At 28.9% G+C, this 21,229-nt stretch carries 21 protein-coding genes; 8 read left to right on the top strand and 13 right to left on the bottom strand.

The window, feature by feature from the left end; genetic code table 11:
* Nucleotides 1-3: 3 nt before the first annotated feature.
* Nucleotides 4-879: a mechanosensitive ion channel family protein gene (locus SHK09_RS05630; protein ID WP_319809798.1), complete on the bottom strand. Its 876-nt coding sequence runs from the start codon at nt 877-879 to the stop codon at nt 4-6.
* 49 nt (nt 880-928) lie between these two features.
* A complete protein-coding gene (locus SHK09_RS05625) occupies nt 929-1,429 on the bottom strand; it encodes a DNA starvation/stationary phase protection protein (RefSeq protein WP_319809797.1) in 501 nt (166 codons plus the stop codon).
* A 179-nt stretch (nt 1,430-1,608) separates the two neighbouring features.
* Here SHK09_RS05625 and SHK09_RS05620 point away from each other — a divergent pair, with 179 nt between their 5' ends.
* Nucleotides 1,609-1,947: a DUF4870 domain-containing protein gene (locus tag SHK09_RS05620; protein ID WP_319809796.1), complete on the top strand. Its 339-nt coding sequence runs from the start codon at nt 1,609-1,611 to the stop codon at nt 1,945-1,947.
* Between the two features lie 189 nt (nt 1,948-2,136).
* Here the strand turns inward: SHK09_RS05620 and SHK09_RS05615 are convergent, their stop codons facing one another.
* The 4 genes from SHK09_RS05615 to SHK09_RS05600 form a co-directional block, all read right to left on the bottom strand.
* Nucleotides 2,137-2,568: a DUF4268 domain-containing protein gene (locus tag SHK09_RS05615; RefSeq protein WP_319809795.1), complete on the bottom strand. Its 432-nt coding sequence runs from the start codon at nt 2,566-2,568 to the stop codon at nt 2,137-2,139.
* Nucleotides 2,569-2,726: 158 nt separating this feature from the next.
* Complete coding sequence (locus SHK09_RS05610; RefSeq protein ID WP_319809794.1) at nt 2,727-3,308, bottom strand: tRNA-(ms[2]io[6]A)-hydroxylase; 582 nt, start codon at nt 3,306-3,308, stop codon at nt 2,727-2,729.
* Nucleotides 3,302-5,500 carry a SulP family inorganic anion transporter gene (locus SHK09_RS05605; RefSeq protein ID WP_319809793.1) on the bottom strand — a complete coding sequence of 733 codons (2,199 nt, stop codon included), beginning with the start codon at nt 5,498-5,500 and terminating at the stop codon, nt 3,302-3,304. The genes SHK09_RS05610 and SHK09_RS05605 overlap by 7 nt, the downstream gene beginning before the upstream one ends.
* A gap of 2 nt (nt 5,501-5,502) precedes the next feature.
* A complete protein-coding gene (locus SHK09_RS05600; protein ID WP_319809792.1) occupies nt 5,503-6,336 on the bottom strand; it encodes a universal stress protein in 834 nt (277 codons plus the stop codon).
* A gap of 129 nt (nt 6,337-6,465) precedes the next feature.
* Between SHK09_RS05600 and SHK09_RS05595 the strand changes: the two genes are divergently transcribed.
* Nucleotides 6,466-8,295 (top strand): cation:proton antiporter, encoded by a 1,830-nt coding sequence (locus tag SHK09_RS05595; RefSeq protein WP_319809791.1) that lies wholly within the window; start codon nt 6,466-6,468, stop codon nt 8,293-8,295.
* A gap of 83 nt (nt 8,296-8,378) precedes the next feature.
* Here the strand turns inward: SHK09_RS05595 and SHK09_RS05590 are convergent, their stop codons facing one another.
* On the bottom strand, nt 8,379-10,106 hold the full coding sequence (locus SHK09_RS05590; RefSeq protein ID WP_319809790.1) for a DNA polymerase III subunit gamma/tau: 1,728 nt from the start codon (nt 10,104-10,106) through the stop codon (nt 8,379-8,381).
* A 295-nt stretch (nt 10,107-10,401) separates the two neighbouring features.
* Here SHK09_RS05590 and msrA point away from each other — a divergent pair, with 295 nt between their 5' ends.
* Nucleotides 10,402-11,067 (top strand): peptide-methionine (S)-S-oxide reductase MsrA, encoded by a 666-nt coding sequence (gene msrA, locus SHK09_RS05585; protein ID WP_319809789.1) that lies wholly within the window; start codon nt 10,402-10,404, stop codon nt 11,065-11,067.
* Between the two features lie 209 nt (nt 11,068-11,276).
* Nucleotides 11,277-12,077 carry an SHOCT domain-containing protein gene (locus SHK09_RS05580; RefSeq protein WP_319809788.1) on the top strand — a complete coding sequence of 267 codons (801 nt, stop codon included), beginning with the start codon at nt 11,277-11,279 and terminating at the stop codon, nt 12,075-12,077.
* 97 nt (nt 12,078-12,174) lie between these two features.
* On the opposite strand, the gene SHK09_RS05575 is transcribed toward SHK09_RS05580, so the two are convergent.
* The 5 genes from SHK09_RS05575 to SHK09_RS05555 form a co-directional block, all read right to left on the bottom strand.
* Nucleotides 12,175-12,558 carry a VOC family protein gene (locus tag SHK09_RS05575; RefSeq protein ID WP_319809787.1) on the bottom strand — a complete coding sequence of 128 codons (384 nt, stop codon included), beginning with the start codon at nt 12,556-12,558 and terminating at the stop codon, nt 12,175-12,177.
* A 137-nt stretch (nt 12,559-12,695) separates the two neighbouring features.
* A complete protein-coding gene (locus tag SHK09_RS05570; RefSeq protein ID WP_319809786.1) occupies nt 12,696-13,745 on the bottom strand; it encodes a M28 family metallopeptidase in 1,050 nt (349 codons plus the stop codon).
* A 69-nt stretch (nt 13,746-13,814) separates the two neighbouring features.
* Nucleotides 13,815-14,519, bottom strand: a complete 705-nt coding sequence (locus tag SHK09_RS05565) for an ABC transporter ATP-binding protein (protein WP_319809905.1) — start codon at nt 14,517-14,519, stop codon at nt 13,815-13,817.
* Nucleotides 14,520-14,637: 118 nt separating this feature from the next.
* Nucleotides 14,638-15,666, bottom strand: coding sequence for an iron ABC transporter permease (locus SHK09_RS05560; RefSeq protein ID WP_319809785.1), 1,029 nt, complete (start codon nt 15,664-15,666; stop codon nt 14,638-14,640).
* Nucleotides 15,667-15,699: 33 nt separating this feature from the next.
* Nucleotides 15,700-16,281, bottom strand: a complete 582-nt coding sequence (locus SHK09_RS05555; protein WP_319809904.1) for a non-canonical purine NTP diphosphatase — start codon at nt 16,279-16,281, stop codon at nt 15,700-15,702.
* Nucleotides 16,282-16,395: 114 nt separating this feature from the next.
* Between SHK09_RS05555 and SHK09_RS05550 the strand changes: the two genes are divergently transcribed.
* The 3 genes from SHK09_RS05550 to SHK09_RS05540 all read left to right on the top strand — a co-directional run bounded on the left by SHK09_RS05550 (nt 16,396) and on the right by SHK09_RS05540 (nt 19,748).
* A complete protein-coding gene (locus SHK09_RS05550; RefSeq protein ID WP_319809784.1) occupies nt 16,396-17,241 on the top strand; it encodes a hypothetical protein in 846 nt (281 codons plus the stop codon).
* Between the two features lie 671 nt (nt 17,242-17,912).
* Nucleotides 17,913-18,785, top strand: a complete 873-nt coding sequence (locus SHK09_RS05545; RefSeq protein WP_319809783.1) for an AraC family transcriptional regulator — start codon at nt 17,913-17,915, stop codon at nt 18,783-18,785.
* Nucleotides 18,786-18,923: 138 nt separating this feature from the next.
* A complete protein-coding gene (locus SHK09_RS05540) occupies nt 18,924-19,748 on the top strand; it encodes a helix-turn-helix domain-containing protein (RefSeq protein ID WP_319809782.1) in 825 nt (274 codons plus the stop codon).
* Here SHK09_RS05540 and rlmH read toward each other — a convergent pair.
* Nucleotides 19,720-20,193 carry a 23S rRNA (pseudouridine(1915)-N(3))-methyltransferase RlmH gene (gene rlmH / locus SHK09_RS05535; RefSeq protein WP_319809781.1) on the bottom strand — a complete coding sequence of 158 codons (474 nt, stop codon included), beginning with the start codon at nt 20,191-20,193 and terminating at the stop codon, nt 19,720-19,722. The genes SHK09_RS05540 and rlmH overlap by 29 nt on opposite strands.
* Before the next feature lie 165 nt (nt 20,194-20,358).
* Between rlmH and nadC the strand changes: the two genes are divergently transcribed.
* Nucleotides 20,359-21,219 carry a carboxylating nicotinate-nucleotide diphosphorylase gene (gene nadC / locus SHK09_RS05530; protein ID WP_319809780.1) on the top strand — a complete coding sequence of 287 codons (861 nt, stop codon included), beginning with the start codon at nt 20,359-20,361 and terminating at the stop codon, nt 21,217-21,219.
* Nucleotides 21,220-21,229 lie beyond the last annotated feature (10 nt).

Below are 21,229 nucleotides of genomic sequence, written 5' to 3'. Positions count from 1 at the left end.
GTATTATGAAGCTTCTTTATTAGCAACTTCATTAATGTTCAATTTATTATTTGGTACAAATTCTAACGTTCTCATAGGGAAAGGAATACTAATGTTTTCTTTGTCAAAAGCTTTCTTAATTTCTATAATTGCGTTACTTTTTGCTTTTAATTTTTCTAAAAGATTATCAGAATCTATCCAAAATCTACATAAAAAATTAATAGAACTATCGCCAAACTCTGTGAAATAGAATTCTGCTTCTTTACCAATAGCCTCTTGGTTAAAGTTATTGCTAATTGTTTCTTTTGTTAGTTTTTCTACCTTTTCTAAATCTGCGCCATATTCTACACCACATTCTATAGCAACCCTCATTTTAGTAGTTAGTGAGTAGTTCTTAAACGGACTCTCTAAAATGGTTTTGTTAGGTATTACCACCATATTGTTGTCTGCCTCTTTTATTACGAAATAATTTAAATTTATATCCATAACTTCACCAGAGTAGCCATTTGTTTCTATCCAATTACCAATATTTAAATTCTTTCTAAAAGATAAAACCACACCAGAAATTGTATTCGATAGAGTACCTTGTAAAGCCAAACCAATAACAATACCAGAAACCCCAGCAGCAGATACAATTGCTTTTAAAGTATCATCAAATTTTAAGACCGTCATTGCTAAATATAAACCAACCAAAATAGTAATTGCAGAAGCAAATCTAGAGACTAAATCTCTAACAGATTTTTGCTTTATTTTTTTACCTATAGTCTTATTTACTATAGAATTCATTGCTCTAGAAGCAAAGTACGCAATAACCAATACTATTAGTGCAATAGCAATATTTGGTATGTTTTTTATTAAAATTTCTTTCCAGGTCTCTAATTTACTAACTACTTTATTCATGTTTATTATTTTAATTTATAATTTTTATTATTTCTTTAAAAGCTAAAAATTATTTAACAAAACTCGTATCCAATGCGTCTTTTGTATTTGTAGACCAAGCATTCAACATCCAAGTAGATTTTTCTAACTCTCTAATGTAAGCTCCAATTAAGTCTATTGTACCTTCATCATTTGCTTTGTCGGCCCTATCAATTACTTTGCTAAGTTGTTCAATTAAAATTCTGTGATCATCTACAATAGTAGACACCATTTCAACATCGCTTAATAATGGGCTAGATTCTTTTATTCTAGAAATTTCTATATAATCAGATAACTTACTAATTGGGTGATATTTTAAAGTAATAATTCTCTCTGCTACATCATCAATTTTCACTTTAGTGTCATTGTACATTTCTTCGAACCTGTTATGTAAGTCAAAGAAATTTTTACCTAAAACATTCCAATGAAAATTTCTTAATTTCTGATAATATACATGGTAGTCTGCCAAAAGAACATTTAATTCTGTTACAACTGGTAGTATTTTGTCTTTGTCTATATTTAAGTAATTCATAATGTTATGTGTTTTTATGTTCACTACAAAACTACAAGCATTGTAAAAGTTGTCTTTGCTCAAATAGAGTTCATCTTAACTCAAATACTTCTTTAACAATACATTAATAATTATATTTTTGTAACATAACAAGTAAAGCAGCGTCTAACAGGTACACAACTAAAACTTTAGATATAAAAATGAAAGAAGACAAACAGTTATTGGTAATTACCCATTTAAGTCAATTATTAGATTTTGTAACAGGAATTGGCGGCTTTATAGTGCCGTTAGTTTTATGGTTAACAAAAAAGGATGATATTTTTGGAATGGACGCACATGGTAAAGCGATTCTAAATTTTAGAATTTCTATGTTTATTTACCTTTTACTATGTATTCCTTTAGTTTTTTTATTCGGTTTAGGAATTTTAGGTTTTATAACAATCGGAATTTTCTATTTAATATTTCCAATTATTAATGCCATAAAAGTTAGTAATAACGAAGCACCTAAATACCCATTTAGCATTCAGTTTTTAAAATAAGTGAAGAGGAAGAAGATTATTTGAAGATTAAAAATCGTTCTTTTAAGGGCGGTTTTTTTTTGTTTGGGCGTTACCCTTTGGGTCAGGCTTTACGCACTCGCTTTTTGTTCATTCTTCACAAAAGAGCTCAAACAAATGCTTCAATCCTTAACGCGGGCTTATTAATTAAGTTTTAAAATTAAAGAAAGCTTATATATTTTTAATAACATCTTCGTATTCATAATAGAAAAGTTCAAATTTAGGCATTGTTTCTACAAAGAATTCGAAACAATCTCGCCAAGTATTTTTATTATGAACACTAAATTTACCTTCAAATGGCACATAGATTCTATGAATTTTCTTTCCGCTTTCTAACTCATATTCATTATTAAAGATAACTTCTGGTATTTCTGCTTCTAGTAGAACCTTTAAAGAAAGCATTTGATCATAGTAGAGTAGGTTTACTAACTCATCCGGATTTTCAATATCTAAGCAAACCATGGCTTTTTTTCTGTCGCCAACAAATTTAAAAGAGAATCCTTTTATTTCTGTGTTATATAACAACCATTTTCTTGGAAACGATTTTCCAAAACTAGTCCAAAATTCTTTGCGTATTTGTGCTGCTTCTGCTTTAGAGAACATTTAATTTTAATATTTTTTAATTAAGCTAGCAAGTATGTCTAGCCCTGATTGTAACGGCATCCTTTTTGTTTTTTACAAAAAGATATAGTGAAAAGCAGGAAATAGCTTCTTATTATTCTAGAAGAATGTTTCTTCTTTTTAGTAAATTAACTAAGATTTTACCCGTGAATCTTAGCTACATTTCCGCGTTCACGCATCATTTCTGCTTCAAAAGCTAATAAGGCGTTCCATTTTTCGTCTACAATTTCTCTGTCTTGGTATTTTCTTGCAAAACTTAAGAAGGTGGTGTAGTGGTTTGCTTCAGAAACCATTAGGTTTTGGTAGAATTTAGACAATTCTTCGTCTTCCATGTTTTCAGAAAAGACTTTAAAGCGTTCGCAGCTTCTAGCTTCAATTAATGCGGCAATTAATAGACGTTGCACTAAGGCATTTGTTCTGTCTTTTGTTTTATTAAAAAACTTCTGAAGCCTAATAGCATAGTCGTTCTTTTGTTCTCTTCCTAAAACCATTCCTCGTTTTACCATTAATAAATGCACCATTTTAAAATGTTGCATTTCTTCAATGGCAATATTACTCATTTCTTTAACTAGTTCTGTTTCTTCGGAATAATTTATAATAATAGATACAGCGTTAGAAGCTGCTTTTTGCTCTAAAAAAGCATGATCTGTTAATATTTGTTCTAAATTTACTTTGGCAATATCTGCCCAAGAAGTTTCTGTTTCAAACTGTAATCCTAACATTTTTCTATAATTTTTTGCAAACTAGCGCCAAAATAGGCGAGGGCTTTAATTTCTTTAACGCTTGCTAATCTCTCGTTACTTAAAACTAAAAGACCAACATTTGTAGCTTCTATGTGATATTGTTTATTGCTTTCGAAAAACAAAATTAGTTCATCTGTAAAAAAGGCTCTAATTTTTTCTTCATTTTTTCCAGATAAATAAAATCGCTTGCTAAAATCTGGATGATTGTCTATATTAATATCCTTATAACCAGCAAAGTGTAGAATATATTCAAAAACACCTTCTTTATCTAGTGTAAATTTAGGAATCTTCTTTTTTGTATGAATATGCAACATGGTTGCTTTTATAACTTGTTTTGCTATCATTTCCCCTTCAGAAAACCGAACATCGAAGATTGTACAATCATTGTTGTTTAAGACATTAGATACTTTGTCTATTTTACGCGTTTTAAAATATCCAAAACAGGGTAATTCTTCCATTTCTAAATCGGAAAAAGCATCATAGCAATAATGCATTTCTTCGCTAATTTTCTGAATAGATTTTTGTCTTTTTGTTAAAACCCCTTCTTTAGGAATTATTTGTTTTGGTAGAATTTTTCTTAGTGCAAAAGGGTGATCACTACCAGACTTAGAATCATCTAAACCAATCACTTCAAAATGACCTCCTTTTCTCTCGAATGTTTCAGAATAGTTGTTCATGTTTTCCATTACAGAATGGTCTACAAAATCACACAAAGAGAAATCTACAATGGCTTCTTCGGTTTCTGGTATTTGGTCTAATTTAGATTTTAGTTTTGTGTAATTTAAAAAGCTAGAAAAGTTCTTTACACTCACATAATATTTCTCATCTTCGGTAAACATTAACACATTTGGCTTCAAAACATTTTTAAGAAACAAAAAGATGTTTTTATTAATAATTATATGAATTATGAATGTGACAATGATTCCGGATAATATTCCTGTAATCAGACTTGTAGATATTGTTACTAAAAGTGTTACTAGAAATATTATTAACTGTTCTGAGCCAATACTAAAAACCTTTTTTATGTTGTCTGGAGACGCTAATTTGTAACCTGTAAACACTAAAATTGCAGCCAAAGCAGCAAGTGGAATTTTACGTAACTCGGTTGCGAAAAGTAGAATAAAAGCGACTAAAAATAGTGCGTGAAAAAAGTTTGCAGATCTATTACTACCTTTATTATTTACGTTTACAGAGCTTCTTGCAATTACTGTAACGACATTTAAGCCGCCTAAAAAACCACTAATTACAGTTGCTAAACCTAGGGCTCTTATGTCTTTATTTACGTTAGATCTTCTCTTTAAAGGATCTAATTTATCTACTGCTTTTATGCTTAATAAACTCTCTATACTTGCAATTAAAGTAATAGAAATAACGGCACTTATAAACTCAGATTGATATATTTTACCAAAATCTGGAAAGGCAAAACTTGCTAAAATATCTGTAGGTAAGTCTATTAATAAGCTTTTGTCTATTGGATATGCTGTTGTAGAAAATAAATCGAAATAATAGTAAAGACCAACACTTAAAACCACAATCCACATAGGTGCGGGAATTAATTGAAAGTATCTATTTCTAATTTTACTATAAAAAATCATTATTAATAAGCTAATAACACCTATTAAACCTGCGTAAAAAGAGCTTGTACCAGCAGAATTAACAAAGTTTATAATTCCTTCTGGAACTTGAATAAGTAGTTCTATAATGCTTCCTTTGGCGTTTAAATTACCAAACATTACGTGAATCTGTTTTGCGAAAATTCCAATTCCTATTGCAGCTAACATTCCTTGTATAGCAGATGATGGAAAGAAATCTCCTAAAGCACCCATTCTTAGAAAACCTAAGATAATAAGTAAAACACCAGAAATTACAATTGCAGCAAGTGTAAATAAGTAGCCTTGGTAAACATCGCCATTACCTAAAATAGTAATTGCAGATAGAATTACAACCACTAAGCCGTTTCCAGGGCCTGTTATTGTTACGTTAGAGCCACCAATTAAAGAAACTACAGTACCACCAACAATAGCAGCAATAATACCCGAAATAGGTGGTGCGCCAGAAGCTAATGCCAATCCTAAGCCTAATGGAAGTGCGATTAAAGAAACAACAAAACCAGAAAAAAGGTTCTGTGGAATTTCACTTAAAAACGTTTTAAAAGTATTTTTTTTATTCATTTTTATTTTACAATTAAAACATCAGTTGGTATTTCAGATAAAATATACTCTATGTCGTGTGGAAAAATTCGATCTAAAATTCCCACCTTCGTTGGTGCATTCATCACTAACAAATCTGCTCTTTTTACTTTTGCATAATGGCCAATAGAGTATCCTCTTGTTCCAAAAATACTTTGTGTTTTTATAGAAATATCGTCACAACAAATATCTTTTAAAATAGTATTTACACGTTGGTCTTCTCTATTTTTTAAGCGCTCTTTTACAATAGTTGCTTTTCTTAAACTCTTGTCATCGTTAATTTTTACGTGTAATTCACTCTGGCTAATTTCTTCTACAATTGTCATTTTTTTACACAACAAATGTTTAGCAAATAGTACAGAAGTTTTAATGGTTTCTTCTGTTTTTTCATCCTTTAATCCGTTAACAACTATATGGTTACATGGGTTTCTTTCAATGGATGGTTTAATTAGTAGTAAGATAGAGCAAGAAGCCTTTCTTGTTATCTTTCTAGCAATAGAACCTACATAGTATTTTAGTAAATTCTCTTTTTGTAAGGCACCTAGAATTAGTAAATCTACGTTTTCTACAGTTGCAGTTTTTAAGATAACATCTACAGGTTCTCCTTCTTGCCAAATCGTTTTTAACGACTTTTTTAAAGCATCTGCTTCGGAAAGAATTTGATTTAAATCGGCTTCTTTTTTAGCTGTTTTTTCACCTACATGAACACCAATTAATTCGGCGTTAAACATGTTTGCAATTCTTATAGCTTCAAATAAATTGGGCTTTAAGTTTGGTGAAAAAGCAACACCAATTAATATTTTATGTATTTTCTGCAAGAAGTATGTTTAAAATTTAACTTAGTTGCACAATATAGCAAACTTTATAGTAAAGAAAAAAACTATAAAATATATTTTTAGGCTGATGAAACATTCTTAAATTTACCCCTTATAATATAAAGACAAACAATGTTAGAATTAGCAGGAATTATCATTTTAGGAATATTGGCACAATGGGTTGCTTGGAAATTTAAAATTCCAGCAATTTTACCTTTAATTTTAATTGGTTTATTGGTTGGACCAATAGCAGCAGCTTATTTAAGTGAAGATGGTTCTAAGTGGATAGAACCAATATGGAATGGAACAAAAGGTTTGTTTCCTGGAGATGCATTGTACTATTTTGTCTCTTTAGCAATTAGTATTATCCTTTTCGAAGGTGGTTTAACGCTAAAAAGAAGTGAGATTAAGAATGTTGGACCCGTAATTACTAAGCTAATTACTTTAGGTTCTGCAATTACTTTTTTTGGAGCAGGAATTGTAACACATTATATTTTTAACCTAGGTTGGGAAATTTCTTTCCTCTTTGCAGGTTTAATAATTGTAACAGGACCAACTGTAATTACACCAATTTTAAGAAATATACCACTTAAAAAAGACATTTCTACCGTTTTAAAATGGGAAGGAATTTTAATAGATCCAATAGGAGCCTTGGTTGCTGTATTGGTTTTTGAGTTTATTAGTGTTGGTGGTGGTAGTGGTTTTACAAAGACAGCTTTGTTAGAATTTGGTAAAATTCTGTTGTTTGGTACTAGTTTTGGTTTCACTTTTGCGCATGCGCTAGCGTATGTAATTAATAAAAAACTAGTTCCTCATTATTTATTAAACGTAGTTTCTTTATCAACAGTTTTATCTGTTTTTGTATTATCAGAAATGTTTGCACATGAATCTGGTCTTCTAGCAGTAGTAGTTATGGGTATGGTTTTAGGTAATGGAAAACTGAATAACTTAAAAGAGTTACTTTATTTTAAAGAATCTTTAAGTGTATTGCTAATATCGATGTTATTTATTTTGCTATCTGCTAATATTAATATCGAAGACTTAATGTTGTTGTATACCTGGAAAACGGCTGCTTTATTTGCAATTGTAGTTTTTATAATTAGACCTTTAGCTGTTTTTTCTAGTACGTTTAATTCAAAATTAAAGTTAAATGAAAAACTATTTATAAGTTGGGTAGGACCAAGAGGAATTGTTGCTGCTGGTATTGCTTCTTTATTTGGTAGTAAGCTTTTAAAACAAGGCGTAGAAGGTGCAGAATACATTACTCCGTTAGTGTTTATGATTGTTTTAGGAACTGTTCTATTAAATGCAACTACTGCTAGAATGTTTGCTAAAATGGTGGGAGTTTTCTTAAAAAGTTCTGATGCAATTTTGTTTGTAGGAGCTTCTAATCCTGCAAGATTAATAGCAAACTATTTAAAAGAAAAAGGAAAGAGAGTTATTTTAATAGATTCTAATAAAAACTTTATTGAACAAGCTTCTAATGAAGGTTTAGAGGCTTTAAAAGTAGATATTTATGGAGATGATTTAACAGATAATATAGAATTAAATGATGTTGGGTATTTAATTGCTTTAACAGGAAGTGATACCGTAAATAAATACGCTTTAAATAGCTTTTCTAAAGCTTTTGGAGAACATGGTTCATATAGATTAGCTTCTTCTAAAGAGATCTTAAAAGCTACGGAATTAGAGAAAAAGAACTTCTTTACGCCAAAAGACGATTATATTAACTTATTGGATGCTTACAGAGAAAATCCTTCTATTATTGAAGTTAAAATAGAAACTGAAGCAGAGTATATTACTATTTTAGGTTTGCTTTCTAAAAACGACAAAACTGTTCCTTTGTTTATAGAGAATAGTGATGGAATTTATCTAATTCCAGAATTTGAGAAAATAGACGAGCCTAAAGAAAACTTAACATTGTCTTATTTAGGAAAAAAATTAGAAGATCAACAAGAATAATTTTTATTTTTTACTCTCTATTTCTATTAGTTAAAAATGTTTTGTTTGGTTATTTTTCTTTGGAAGAATAACTAGAACATTTTTTACATATCTAATTCGAAAGTTTGACGTAATTTTTCTAATAACGGATTTTTCTCTTTCAGCTTATTATACTTTTCTTGCGGCGTGTAAGCAAACTTCTTTTCTATTGTTTCATTAAGATTAACAGTAATAGAAATACCGTAATTGTTTAATTGCTCTCTTAAAAAGTTTAATAATTTAGACCTTCCTTTTTTAAATTGATCTTCCATTAACCTGTTAGGAACTGTAAATGAAATTTTAAAATCATTTCCTAATTTAGGAATGTCTGTACCAATAATAGAAGCAATACTTCTTTCACCTTTCTGAATTAAAATACCTACATAATCTCGCCAAAGTCTTTGTAGTTTTTCTTCGGTAAAAGCATCTCTTGGATGGTTGTCAAAATTTTCTTGAACAACTTTTTTATTAACCTTTGTTTGTTGGTTAAAACCTTTTAAAGAATATTTACTAGGTTGTTTATTTAAACGTCCCATGTTTTTTAAAACAGGCGTTTTTGTTGCTGGTTTTGTTTCAGGAGCAACAGGTGTTTTTAAAGTTGGCGTTATAGTAGCTGTAACTTCTGTTTTTTTTATTTCAGGTGTTTTTACTTCTAATGTTTTCTTTTTTGCAGGCGAAAGTGCTTGAAAAAAAGTAGCCGGAATTATGTAGTTAGCTGGTTTTTTTTTTTCTCCATCAAAAGTGATAGAGGCAATCTGCATTAAACTTAATTCCACCAGCAATCGCTGGTTTTTAGAGGCTCTATAATTTAAATCGCAATTGTTTGCTTTTTCTATAGATTGCATTAAAAAAGGAATGCTTGCTTTGGTTGCTTGTGTTAAGTATTTCTTTTTAGCATTGTCTCCAACTTCTAGTAAATCTAAAGTTACTTTGTCTTTCGCAACTAATAAATCTCTAAAATGACTTGCTAAACCGTTTATAAAATGATGTCCTTCAAAACCTTTTCCTAAAACAATATTAAAAGCATTTAAAACATCTGGTATTTTATTGTCTAATAACAAATCTGTCATTCCAAAATACGTATCGTAATCTAAAACGTTTAAGTTTTCTGTAACAGCTTCTCTTGTTAAGTTTTTACCAGAAAAACTTACAACTCTATCGAAAATAGATAAAGCATCTCGCATTGCGCCATCTGCTTTCTGCGCAATAATATGCAATGCATCATCATCTGCAGTTATATTTTCTTTCTCGCTAATAGTTTTAAGGTAGTTTTTAGCATCTAAAACACCAATTCGCTTAAAATCGAAAATCTGACAACGAGATAATATCGTAGGAATAATTTTATGTTTCTCTGTAGTAGCTAAAATAAAAATAGCATGTGCAGGTGGTTCTTCTAGCGTTTTTAGAAACGCATTAAATGCTGCCTGAGACAACATATGAACCTCATCTATAATATAAACCTTGTATTTACCAGTTTGTGGTGGTATTCTAACCTGGTCTGTTAAACTTCTAATATCATCAACAGAATTGTTAGAAGCAGCATCTAATTCAAAAATATTAAAAGCAAAATCTTCTTCTTCTGCATTTTCTGCGTCTTGTTGATTAATTTTCTTAGCCAAAATTCTAGCACAAGAAGTTTTACCAACTCCACGAGGACCTGTAAATAATAAAGCTTGCGCTAAATGATTATTTTTTATAGCATTTTCTAACGTATTTGTAATGGCTTGTTGCCCAACAACATCCTCAAAGTTTTTGGGACGGTATTTACGTGCTGATACTATAAAATGCTCCATTAATTAAAATTGAATTAAACTGTCTTTTAAAACTAAAAAGTTAATTTTAGTAAAGCAGACAAATATTTTCTGATTAAATTATTTAACAAAAATAACCATCTAATGCGTTTTACACAAACAGGTTTCTTAACAAAATGCTAAAGTTGTAAACAACTGTAAAATCTTCCGTAATTTTACGACTTAATAATTAGTTCAGAAAATTATCAATTTTGAATTAAAAGTTCGGAAAATTGTACTAAAAGTTATAAATTTATTTTTGGTACAATTTTTTATTTTAAACATTAATAAATACATTATGAAAATTATAAAATCTATTTTAACTTTAAGTTTATCTGTCTTGCTAATCTCTTGCTTTGGTTTTTCTAATAAAGAAGAAAACCAGCAAATACCAGAAAAAACACTATTTACACTACAAGAAAATACCCAAGTTGCTTATTTTGCTAGCGGATGTTTTTGGTGTGTAGAAGCTATTTTCGAAAGTGTAACAGGAGTTGAAGAAGCTGTTTCTGGTTATGCAGGTGGTAACACTTTAAACCCAACTTATGAGAAGATTGGAACAGGAAAAACAGGACACGCAGAGACTGTTGCTGTTTATTACAATCCTAAAAAAGTGAGTTTCGAAACTTTAGTTACTGTATTTTTTGGTTCTCATAACCCAACTACAAAAAACGGACAACACCCCGATTATGGAACACAATACAGATCTATTGCGTTTTATAAGACTGAAAAAGAAAAGCAAATAATAGAGAATGCAATTAAGCAATTAAATGCAGAAGTCTACAAACGTAAAATTGCAACAGAAGTAACAAAATTTACTAAGTTTTACAAAGCTGAAGACTATCATCAAGATTTTGAGCGTAGAAACCCAAACCAAAGTTATGTAAAAGCGGTTTCTGTACCAAGATTAAATAAATTTAAAAAGAAGTTTCCGCAATTATTAAAAACAAATAGTGCTCATTAATAATCAGTTTTTAAAAAAAACTTTTTTTTTAATGTTTGTAAGCAAATCTATATAATTAGATAAATAATTATTGTTTATCTAATTGTTTGTTTTTATGATAATTAAACAAGAATCTTCTGTCTAAAAAAAGTATTCATATTAGTAATTGTTATACTTTTGCACGAATTTTAGTTGAAGATTATTTTAATTAGATAATAAAGCAATATAATATGAATGCAATATTCACAGATGCTAGTTTTCAAAACATCGTTAATGTAGCAAATCGTTACGGTATAAGTGTAAACGCAGTAACAGATTTAACACAAACACTAATTAGAACTAATGGTTCTATGGCACAGTTTAACATCCCAGAATTAGGTGGTGGTGGTCAATGGATGCAAGGTGGTATGACAATGGTTGGTGATATGTTTAATAATCAATTAAAGGCTACTGTAAATGGTCTTTGTATCGAATTATCTAATTTAATAAACCAAGGAGGTATACAATATAAACCTTTACCTAAAGTAGAAAATCAAAATGGTTTTCTTTCTGGTTCTGCTGGTAATTGGTGGGGAGATTTAGGTTTTCCTAACTCTTCAGGTAGTCAGAATAATACAAATTATGCTATTTTTTCTAATATTGGTCGTTTGGCAATCCGAGAAAATGGTTTGGTAACTGTTTTTAATACGTTAGATCATCAAATAGGAGGAACAGGACAACAACAAGGTGGTAATTATTCGGTTTCTTTTACGAGCCAATATGGTAATGTAGATTTAAATACTTTACCAATTGTATCTGGTGGCGAAAATAAACCTAAACCTAAACAAGCGCCAATACAGAATAATAATAATAATAACATTTTACAGAACGAACCTTTACAAGCTATTGTAGCACCTGTTCAATTAGATAACAATAATTTTGAAGAGGATATTTTTACTAAAATAGAAAAAATGGCAGCTTTAAAAGATAAAGGAATTCTTACTGTAGAAGAATTTGAAAACAAAAAAATAGATCTATTAAATAGATTGTAGTATTTCAGTTATTAAAAACTGAAAAGAAATAAAAGAATTTATTTTTGAACTTATAAAAAAGCAACTCATGGAGTTGCTTTTTTTGTTCTTAACTTTATTAAAGATCATCATTTATTTCAATCCAATAACCATCTGGATCTTGAAAGTAGACTTGTTTAATACCATCATTTCTAACATAATTTTTATTTGGGGTATCAAGCCAATCAGAATAATTTACTTTTAATTTTTTTAGAGACACTACAAAAGAATCTAAATTATTGGTTGTCAATGCAAAATGTACAGCTTTATTTGTTTTTACTTCAAAATTTGGACGAGGAATAAGATGAATTTGTTTGCCATCACCAAAAGAAAACCATTTTGTTTTAGAACCAAAAGCAGTATTCTTAATTTCTTTAAGTTGAAGTACTTTTCTATAGAAGTCAGCAGATTTATCTACATTCTTTACAGATAGTGCTATGTGATTTAATAAAAATACGTGCATTTGTTAAGTTGTATTATTTTTTAAATATAATAATTTCATTGTTAAATAAAATATATTCAACAAATGTAACCTCCTATTTTAAACAATAAAAACCGAGCAAAAGCTCGGTTTTTATATAATTTATAAAAGAAAAAAGATTACTTAGTTTCTTTTTTAGGTGTAGCTTTATCTGCAACAATTCTTGTTGGCATGTTTGCAACTTCCCAAGCCGTATGAAATACCAAACGAGTTCTGTTTTCTAACAACTCATAGTTAATTTTGTCTGGTGTATCAGAAGGTTTGTGGTAATCTGCGTGTGTACCGTTAAAGTAAAAAATAATTGGCACATTGTTTTTTGCAAAGTTATAATGGTCAGATCTGTAATAGAATCTATTAGGATCTTTTTCATCATTATATTTATAATCTAAATTAATGTTCATGTATTTCTTGTTAACAGCTTCAGAAATATTGTGTAACTCTGTACTTAACTTATCTGAACCAATTAAATATACATAATTTGGATCTGCTTTATGTCTGTCATCAACTCTACCAACCATGTCAATATTTAAATCACACACAGTGTTTGCTAAAGGAAATAAAGGGTCTACGTCTGCATAATATTTAGAACCTAATAAACCTTTTTCTTCACCAGTTACGTGTAAAAATAAAATAGAACGTTTAGGTCCTTTTCCTGCTTTTACAGCCATTTTAAAAGCTTGTGCAATTTCTAAAAGAGCAACAGTACCAGAACCATCATCATCTGCACCGTTATAAATTTCACCATTTTTAATACCTTCATGATCTAAATGTGCAGAAATTATTACAATTTCATCTGGCTTTTCAGTTCCTTTAATAAAAGCAACTACGTTTTCAGAATCATTAAAGTTTCCACCACGAGCATTTTTATTAATCCATTCTGCAGGAACTTCCTGAAAATAATCATCACCACCTAAAGGAGAAACAATTCCTTCTGATACATAAAAGTTTTTTAAATATTCTGCAGCTTTTTTCTGACCAGCTTCACCTGTATTTCTACCTTCAAATTCATCTGAAGCATAGATAAATAAGTGCTTACCTAAATCTTTAGCAGTAATTGATGCTGCGTATTTTGCAGCTTGATCTACGTTTGCATCATCATTAGACGCCGTTTTACTAGAACCACAAGCCATAAAAGCGACTGCACTAGCAACATAAAGTATTTTTTTCATCGATGTAAAAAGTGTTTGTTTGTTGTAATTAGTATTCAAAAGTAACAAAATGTTACAGAGTCATCAAAATTAAGTTTTGTTAATTACAAATTGTTGTAAGGATTTGTTAAATTTTAACAAGTTATTGGGAAATAAATTTTCGAATGCGTCTTTAGATATTAATTCTGCAGTAGAACCAAACTGAAGGTTGTTTTCTGTGAGTAAAATAATTTCACTAGAAAGTTGCAAAGCCAAATTTATCTCATGAGAAGATATAATAATGGTTTTTTGCGTTTGTGCTACTAATTTTTTAAGTAAAGAGAAGATATTAATCGTTTGATGCATATCTAAATGTGCTGTTGGTTCATCTAAAATAATAACAGCAGTATCTTGTGCCAAAGCTCTTGCTATTAAAACACGCTGCAATTGGCCGTCGCTTAACTCGTAAAAACGATTGTCTTTTAAATGTGATATTTCTGTTTGTTCAATTGCCCAATTTACTTTTTCTATATCTGTTGCAGACAAGGTATCAATCCAATTTGTGTATGGTTGTCTACCTAAGGCAATTAGTTCGAAAACTGTTAATTGACTTTCTGGTAAACGCTCTGTTAAAACCAAGCTTAATTTTTTAGAAAGTTCGTTTTCAGTATAAATTTTTAAATCTTTTCCTTCAAAATAGATAGCACCAGAAATAGGTTTTTGTACTTTAGAAAGTGTTCTTAAAAGTGTAGATTTTCCAATTCCGTTTTTACCTAAAACACTAATTAGTTTCCCTTTTTCTATGGATAAATTTATGTTAGATAAAACAATATTGTCTTGTTTTTTCTGCTGATAACCTATGGTTAGATTTTCGGTTTTAAGGATGATATGTTTCTTTTTCTGTTCGATTTTGTTTTTCTTTTAAATGCTATTTTTAAATAAATAATTTCTTTTTTCTAATTAACAACCAAATAACAATTGGCGCACCAAATAAAGAGGTAATAGCGTTTATAGGTAATGTGAATTCGCTGTTTGGTAATTGCGCTATTCCGTCGCAAATTAGCATAATAATAGCACCTAATAGAACCACAGCAGGAATTAGTGTTTTATGATTAGAAGTAACAAAAATCATTCTAGCAATATGCGGAACCGCTAACCCAATAAAAGCAATAGGACCTGCAAATGCTGTAATAACTCCTGTTAAAATACTAGTAATTAATAAAATGGTATTTCTGCTTTTCTTTACATTTATACCTAAACTTTTTGCGTAATTTTCACCTAAAAGGAAACTGTTTAAAGGTTTTATAATAGCTAATGTAGCTAACATTCCTATACTATAAATTACAATGAATATTAAAAGTTCGTTCCAAGAAAGGTTGCCTAAGCTACCAAAGCTCCAAAAGATAAATTGCTGAATTTGTGCTGCTTCACTAAAATAAGATAAAACACTAATAATTGCAGAAGTTAAACTACCAAACATTAACCCAATAATTAAAATAGACATGGTGTTTTTAACTCTATTGGCGGCAATAATTACAGCAGATAATACTAAAAAAGCTCCCAAACTAGAGGCAATTGGTAAAGACCAACTAGATATAGCATTTGCAAAGAAAAAGCCTCCAAAAAGAGATGAACCTAATATTAATAAGGCAACACCTAAACTTGCGCCAGAAGAAATACCCAAAACAAACGGGCCAGCTAACGGATTTCTAAATAAGGTTTGCATTAATAAACCCGCAACAGATAAACCAGAACCAACTAGAACAGCAGTAATGGCTTTGGGTAATCTAAAATTTAAAACAATTGTGTGCCAACTTTCTTTTGTGGCAGCGTTACCTATTAAAGTATTTAAAATGTCTTTAAACGGAATAGAAACAGAGCCTAAACTAATGTTTAGCACAAACAAGATTACTAGAATTACCAGTAATAATATAAAGTGTTTTCTGTAAGATTTTTTTTCCATTTAAGAATGCTTCGTAGATGTAATAAGATTAACTTATGATTTGTAGTTAGATAAAAATGTTATTAATTTTTGAATAGCTAAACCTCTATGTGATATCTTGTTTTTCTCGTCTGCACTCATTTCTGCAAAAGACTGGTCGTATCCTTCTGGTTTAAAAATAGGATCGTAGCCAAAACCAGTTTCACCTTGTTTTTCTTTTAAAATTTCACCTTTACAAATACCTTCAAAAACATACTGTTTACCATCTATATTTAGGCAAACGGCAGTTCTAAACTGTGCTTTTCTATTTTCTTTGCCCTTTAATTCTGTTAGTAATTTTCGCATATTATTTTCAGCATTAAAAGGCTCACCAGCATAACGAGCAGAATAAACTCCTGGTTCACCATTTAAACTTTCTACTTCTAAGCCTGTATCATCTGCAAAACAATTGTAATTAAAGTTTTTGGTAATATAATTTGCTTTTAATTTAGAATTACCTTCTAAAGTAAGTTCTGTTTCATCAACTTCATCAAAACAATTTATGTCTTTTAAACTTAATATTTCTATCGAGTTTGTTAACATTTCTTGTACTTCTTTAAGTTTATTAAGATTATTGGTAGCGAAGACTAATTTCATCATTGTTAAACAGATTTCTTACAAAAGTAAACAAACAAAAGTGTTAGAAAAAGAATTGTTTATATTAGTGTAATATTATATGTTATTATGAGGTTTTATAAACTCTTTTTGTTGATGTTAATTCTTGGATGCTCAGAAAATGAGGTAGAAAAAACAACTAAAAATTTAGAGAAAGGTGAGTTTTTAGATGATTGGACTTATGATGTTTTTACAGATGAAGGTACAAATACAACCTATAGAATGTGGATTCCGGAAAACGTTATTCCAAAAGCTATTTTAGTTATTACACCAGGTAATAATAGTAGTGGTTTGTCTAAAGTTAATTTACCAGATTGGAGAGCTTTTGCTAAAAATGAAGAAATTGCACTGGTTGGTGCTTATGTAACATCTAGCATTGAGAAAAATAACAATCATTTACTATTAGCAATTAATAAGATAGGTGAAAAACATAATTTAGACTTTTTATCTGATTTGCCATTTTTATTAAGAGGACATTCTTCTGGTGGTAGATTTAGTTATGAGTTTTCTGCTGCTTACCCAGAAAAGACCATTGCTTATGCAAATATAAAAGGACCTGTAAATAGTTATAGTTCTAAAATGCCTGCAGGTTTATTAATTATGGGAGATTTAGATTCTGGTTTTATAAACACATCTTTATTAAAAGCTTTTAAAGAATTAAGAAAGTCTAATAATATCGTTTGTTTAGCAAGAGAAAGGTTAGGAGAACATGGTGTTGGTTTTGCAGATAATTTGGTAAGAACTTTTTTCTCTACAGCTTTAAAAAAACGATTAAATACTTCTACTGAGTTATTAAATATTAATATAACCGATATTTATCTGGGTAATAACATAGAAAAAACTGCTTTTAAATACAAAGACTATAACTTCAATTTAGAAGAAGCAAGTTGCTTATTAGATGAAGATTTTAAAAATGCTTGGTTAAGTTTTGTAAGAAAATAAGTATTAAAAACCTGCTAATATTTGTTTTAAAAGAGTTTTACTAGAATTAGTTATTATTTCCCCCAAAATAAGAACTACTAAGTTTTGGTTATCTTTTTTGCTAAAACATCTATTAACAGGAATTATTTTGAATATTAAAAAAGGATATAATTTTAAAAAAAAATACACTATTTTAATAGACACATCAAATTTAGATAAAAAATAATATTTACATATGATAATAATGATAAAATATTAGTTTTTTAACAAATCAATAAGAGTTTTAATAAAACAGTAAAATAAAGTTTAAAGAATATTCTATTTTATTACATTTGAAATATGAAATATTTAATCTTATTTTGTTAGTATCATTCTTGTTCCTGTTAACTGGTATTATTGGTTTTGTTACCTTATTTATTTTAATTAGGTATTATAAGTCGAACCCTTTTTGCAATTTATTTTTAGTATTTATAATTACAATACTTTCTTTTCGACATGTAATACATGGTAGTTATTATTTAGGCTTGCAAAGTACTGTAAAAGCAGATAGCGGCATTTATTCTATCTTATATTTGGTTCTTGCACCTTCTTTTTATCTGTATTATAAGTATTTAATTTGTCCTAATATAAAACATAGTTTTAAAGATTTTAAGCACCTTCTTTTTATTGTTTTTTTGTTTTTAATTAATTCTATGGAATCTCTAAATAATAGCTTTATTTTTTATTTTGGTTCTTTTACAAACTTGTTTTTTGTAAGTGTTTTTATTCTATTCTATTTAGCAATAATTTTTATGTTATTAAGAAAAGAAATTTGGTTTAAAAAGGATTTAAAATTAAACAATAAACATTTTGTTTTAGTAAAAAACTGGACATTTTACTTATATATAGTAAACGTTTTAAATAGTACTTTACTTTTAACTTCTTTGTATACAGAGCTAACAAATGGTATTAATCCTTCTGGTAAAACCTTAGGAGTTTTTATAATGTTTTTTTGGTTATTTGTCTTCTTTAAAATTTTAAGTTCTCCAGAAATATTATTTGGTTTGCCTATTCTTAATAGTACTTTACTAAAATTTAATGAGGTTTCATTAGAAGAAAAAGAAGTAGTTTTAGAGTTAGAAAAAGAAGCAAATACTTCTTGGTTATTAACTGCGGAGACCGTGAAAAACAATCAAGATTTAAAATTACAAGAAAATATTAGATTTAATATTATTAGTTATATTAAAGAGGTCGATAAATTAGGTATTGAAGGTTTCGTTTTTAGAAACCCTAAATTTTCTCAAAGTGATATTGCAGCAGTTTTAGGTGTGCCAACTAGCCATATTGTTTATCTATTTAAATACCATTCTAAAATTTCTTTTTCAGAATACAGAATGCAGAGTAGAATACAAGATGCAATTAGATTAACAGAACAGGGTTTTTTAAATACCGAAACATTAGAGTCTTTAGCATACAAAACTGGGTTTGCATCTTACAATCCTTTCTTTATTTCTTTCAAGAAAATAACAAGTTACTCACCACAAGATTATATTAAAACAACTAAATATAATAAAGGTTTCACATAAATTGCAAAAAACACAAAATCTCTAAAACTATTGTTATCATTGCTTTGTCGTGTAAATGTCGGGTTAAAATCAAAACATATGTCTCTTAAAAATAAATTTCTAAACTAACATTGTATGATAAATAAAAATATACATATAATGAAACAGCCAGAATTAGGTAAACGTATTTATCAATTACGAAAAGGAAAAGGATTAACACAAGAAGAGTTGGTAGAACAGTGTAATATTAATGTGAGAACAATTCAACGAATTGAGGCTGGAGAAGTAAACCCTAGAAGTTATACGGTAAAACTTATTTTAGAGGTTTTAGGAGAAGATTTACATATAATAGAAGAATACCCAACTAAAGAAGATATAACGATTAGTTGGACTAAAAAAGAACTACAAATTTTAAATTATAGTTGGGTTTTTGGTCTTTTTTACTCCATTCTTACTTTAGTTGGTGTTTTAATGGAAATTTATTTTGCAACGAGTAATGTTAGTAATTTAGGTGTTTTAGCTTTTAGAATTCCTTTTGCAATTGCATTTTTTATTTTAATAATTCCGTTTTTAAGAGGCTACAAAGTTATTGCAGAGAAATTTAATAATACGTTATTAATGAATGCAGTATATATTTATTTCGGAGTAGGTGTAATTATGACAATTATAATGTTTTTTACCAGTACTTCTGGTTTAATTTCTCCATTAGAAATTGGGTTAACTGTAATTTCTATGGTAATTTTTGGTATTGGAGAATTAATTATGGGTTTAGGTATTTTAAAATTGAAAGAAAACGTAAGTTCCTTAGCAAAAGTTACAGGATTTTTAAAAATTATAAATGGTATTTTACTTGTTACAGTAATATTATCTCCTATTGCGTTGTTTTTTATGATTGCAGTACTAATTCTAGAAATAATTTTATTACACAATATGTCTACAAAATTCAATGCATCAATTATTCATGATGGTAAGGTTCATTCTTAAGAATAGTAAAACCTCTGTATAATTGTTCTACAATAAAAAGACGAATCATTTGGTGGGAAAATGTCATTTTAGATAAAGATATTTTACCACTAGATTTTTTATAAACAGCATCAGAAAAACCATAAGGTCCACCAATTACTAATACCAATTGCTTAATACCAGAATTCATTTTTTTCTGAAGATATTGCGAAAATTCAATAGAAGTAAAGTGCTTTCCTTTGTCATCTAGCAAAACTAATTGATCTGTATTTTGTAATTTCGATAAAATTAATTCTCCTTCTTTTTCTTTTTGCTGAACTTCGCTTAAATTCTTAACATTTTTAATATCAGGTATTACTTCTAACTCAAATTTAACGTAATGTTTTAGTCGGTTTTGATACTCTTCAATTAATTGAATTAAGTTTTTATTATCCGTTTTACCAATAGCAAGTAATTTAATTTTCATAATTTTTTGTCTGGTCGAGCGCAGTCGAAACCTTATAAAACCTCTCGACTGCGCTCGAGGAGACAATTATTGTCGGCACAAATTTATTAGTTTTAAAACATAAATTCAACATAAGTAACAAAAAGTTGAAAATCATTGTTATTTTTACATCAGAATACAGAAATTATGATATCAAAAGAACAATTTGAAAAAGAATTAGAACTTATAATAACCAATGCAATTCGCGAAGATATTGGCGATGGAGATCATACATCTCTTTCTTGTATTCCTTCGAATGCACAAGGAAAAGCAAAACTATTGGTAAAAGATGATGGTATTATTGCTGGTGTAGAATTTGCGAAACAAGTTTTTTCATATGTAGACAAAGATTTACAAGTAGAAACATTTATAAATGATGGCGATAAAGTAAAATATGGCGATATTGTTTTTCATGTTTCAGGAAAATCGCAATCTATATTAATGGCAGAACGTTTGGTTTTAAATGCGATGCAAAGAATGAGTGCAATTGCAACAAAAACAGCCTTTTTTGCAGATTTGTTAAAAGGAACAAAAACAAAAGTTTTAGATACAAGAAAAACGACACCAGGAATTAGAGCTTTAGAAAAATGGGCTGTAAAAATTGGAGGAGGAGAAAACCACAGGTTTGCTTTGTATGATATGGTTATGATTAAAGACAATCATATAGATTTTGCTGGCGGAATAACGGCTGCAATAACCAAAACAAAGAAATACTTAGCAGATAAAAAATTAGATATTAAAATTATTGTAGAAGCTAGAAGTTTAGAAGAAATTAAAGAAATTTTGTCTAATGAAGGTGTTTACAGAATTTTAATAGACAACTTTAATTATGAAGATACTAGAAAAGCAGTTGCTTTAATTGGCGATACGTGTTTAACAGAATCTTCTGGTGGTATTAATGAAGATACTATTAGAAAATATGCAGATTGTGGTGTAGATTTTATTTCTTCAGGAGCGTTAACACATTCGGTTTATAATTTAGATTTAAGTTTAAAAGCAATTGATTAATTCCATATTA

It is taken from the genome of Polaribacter sp. PL03 (genome assembly GCF_033875165.1).
Classification (GTDB): Bacteria; Bacteroidota; Bacteroidia; order Flavobacteriales; family Flavobacteriaceae; genus Polaribacter.
Note: the sequence above shows the minus strand (reverse complement) of the source record. Positions and strands in the feature narration are given on the sequence as shown.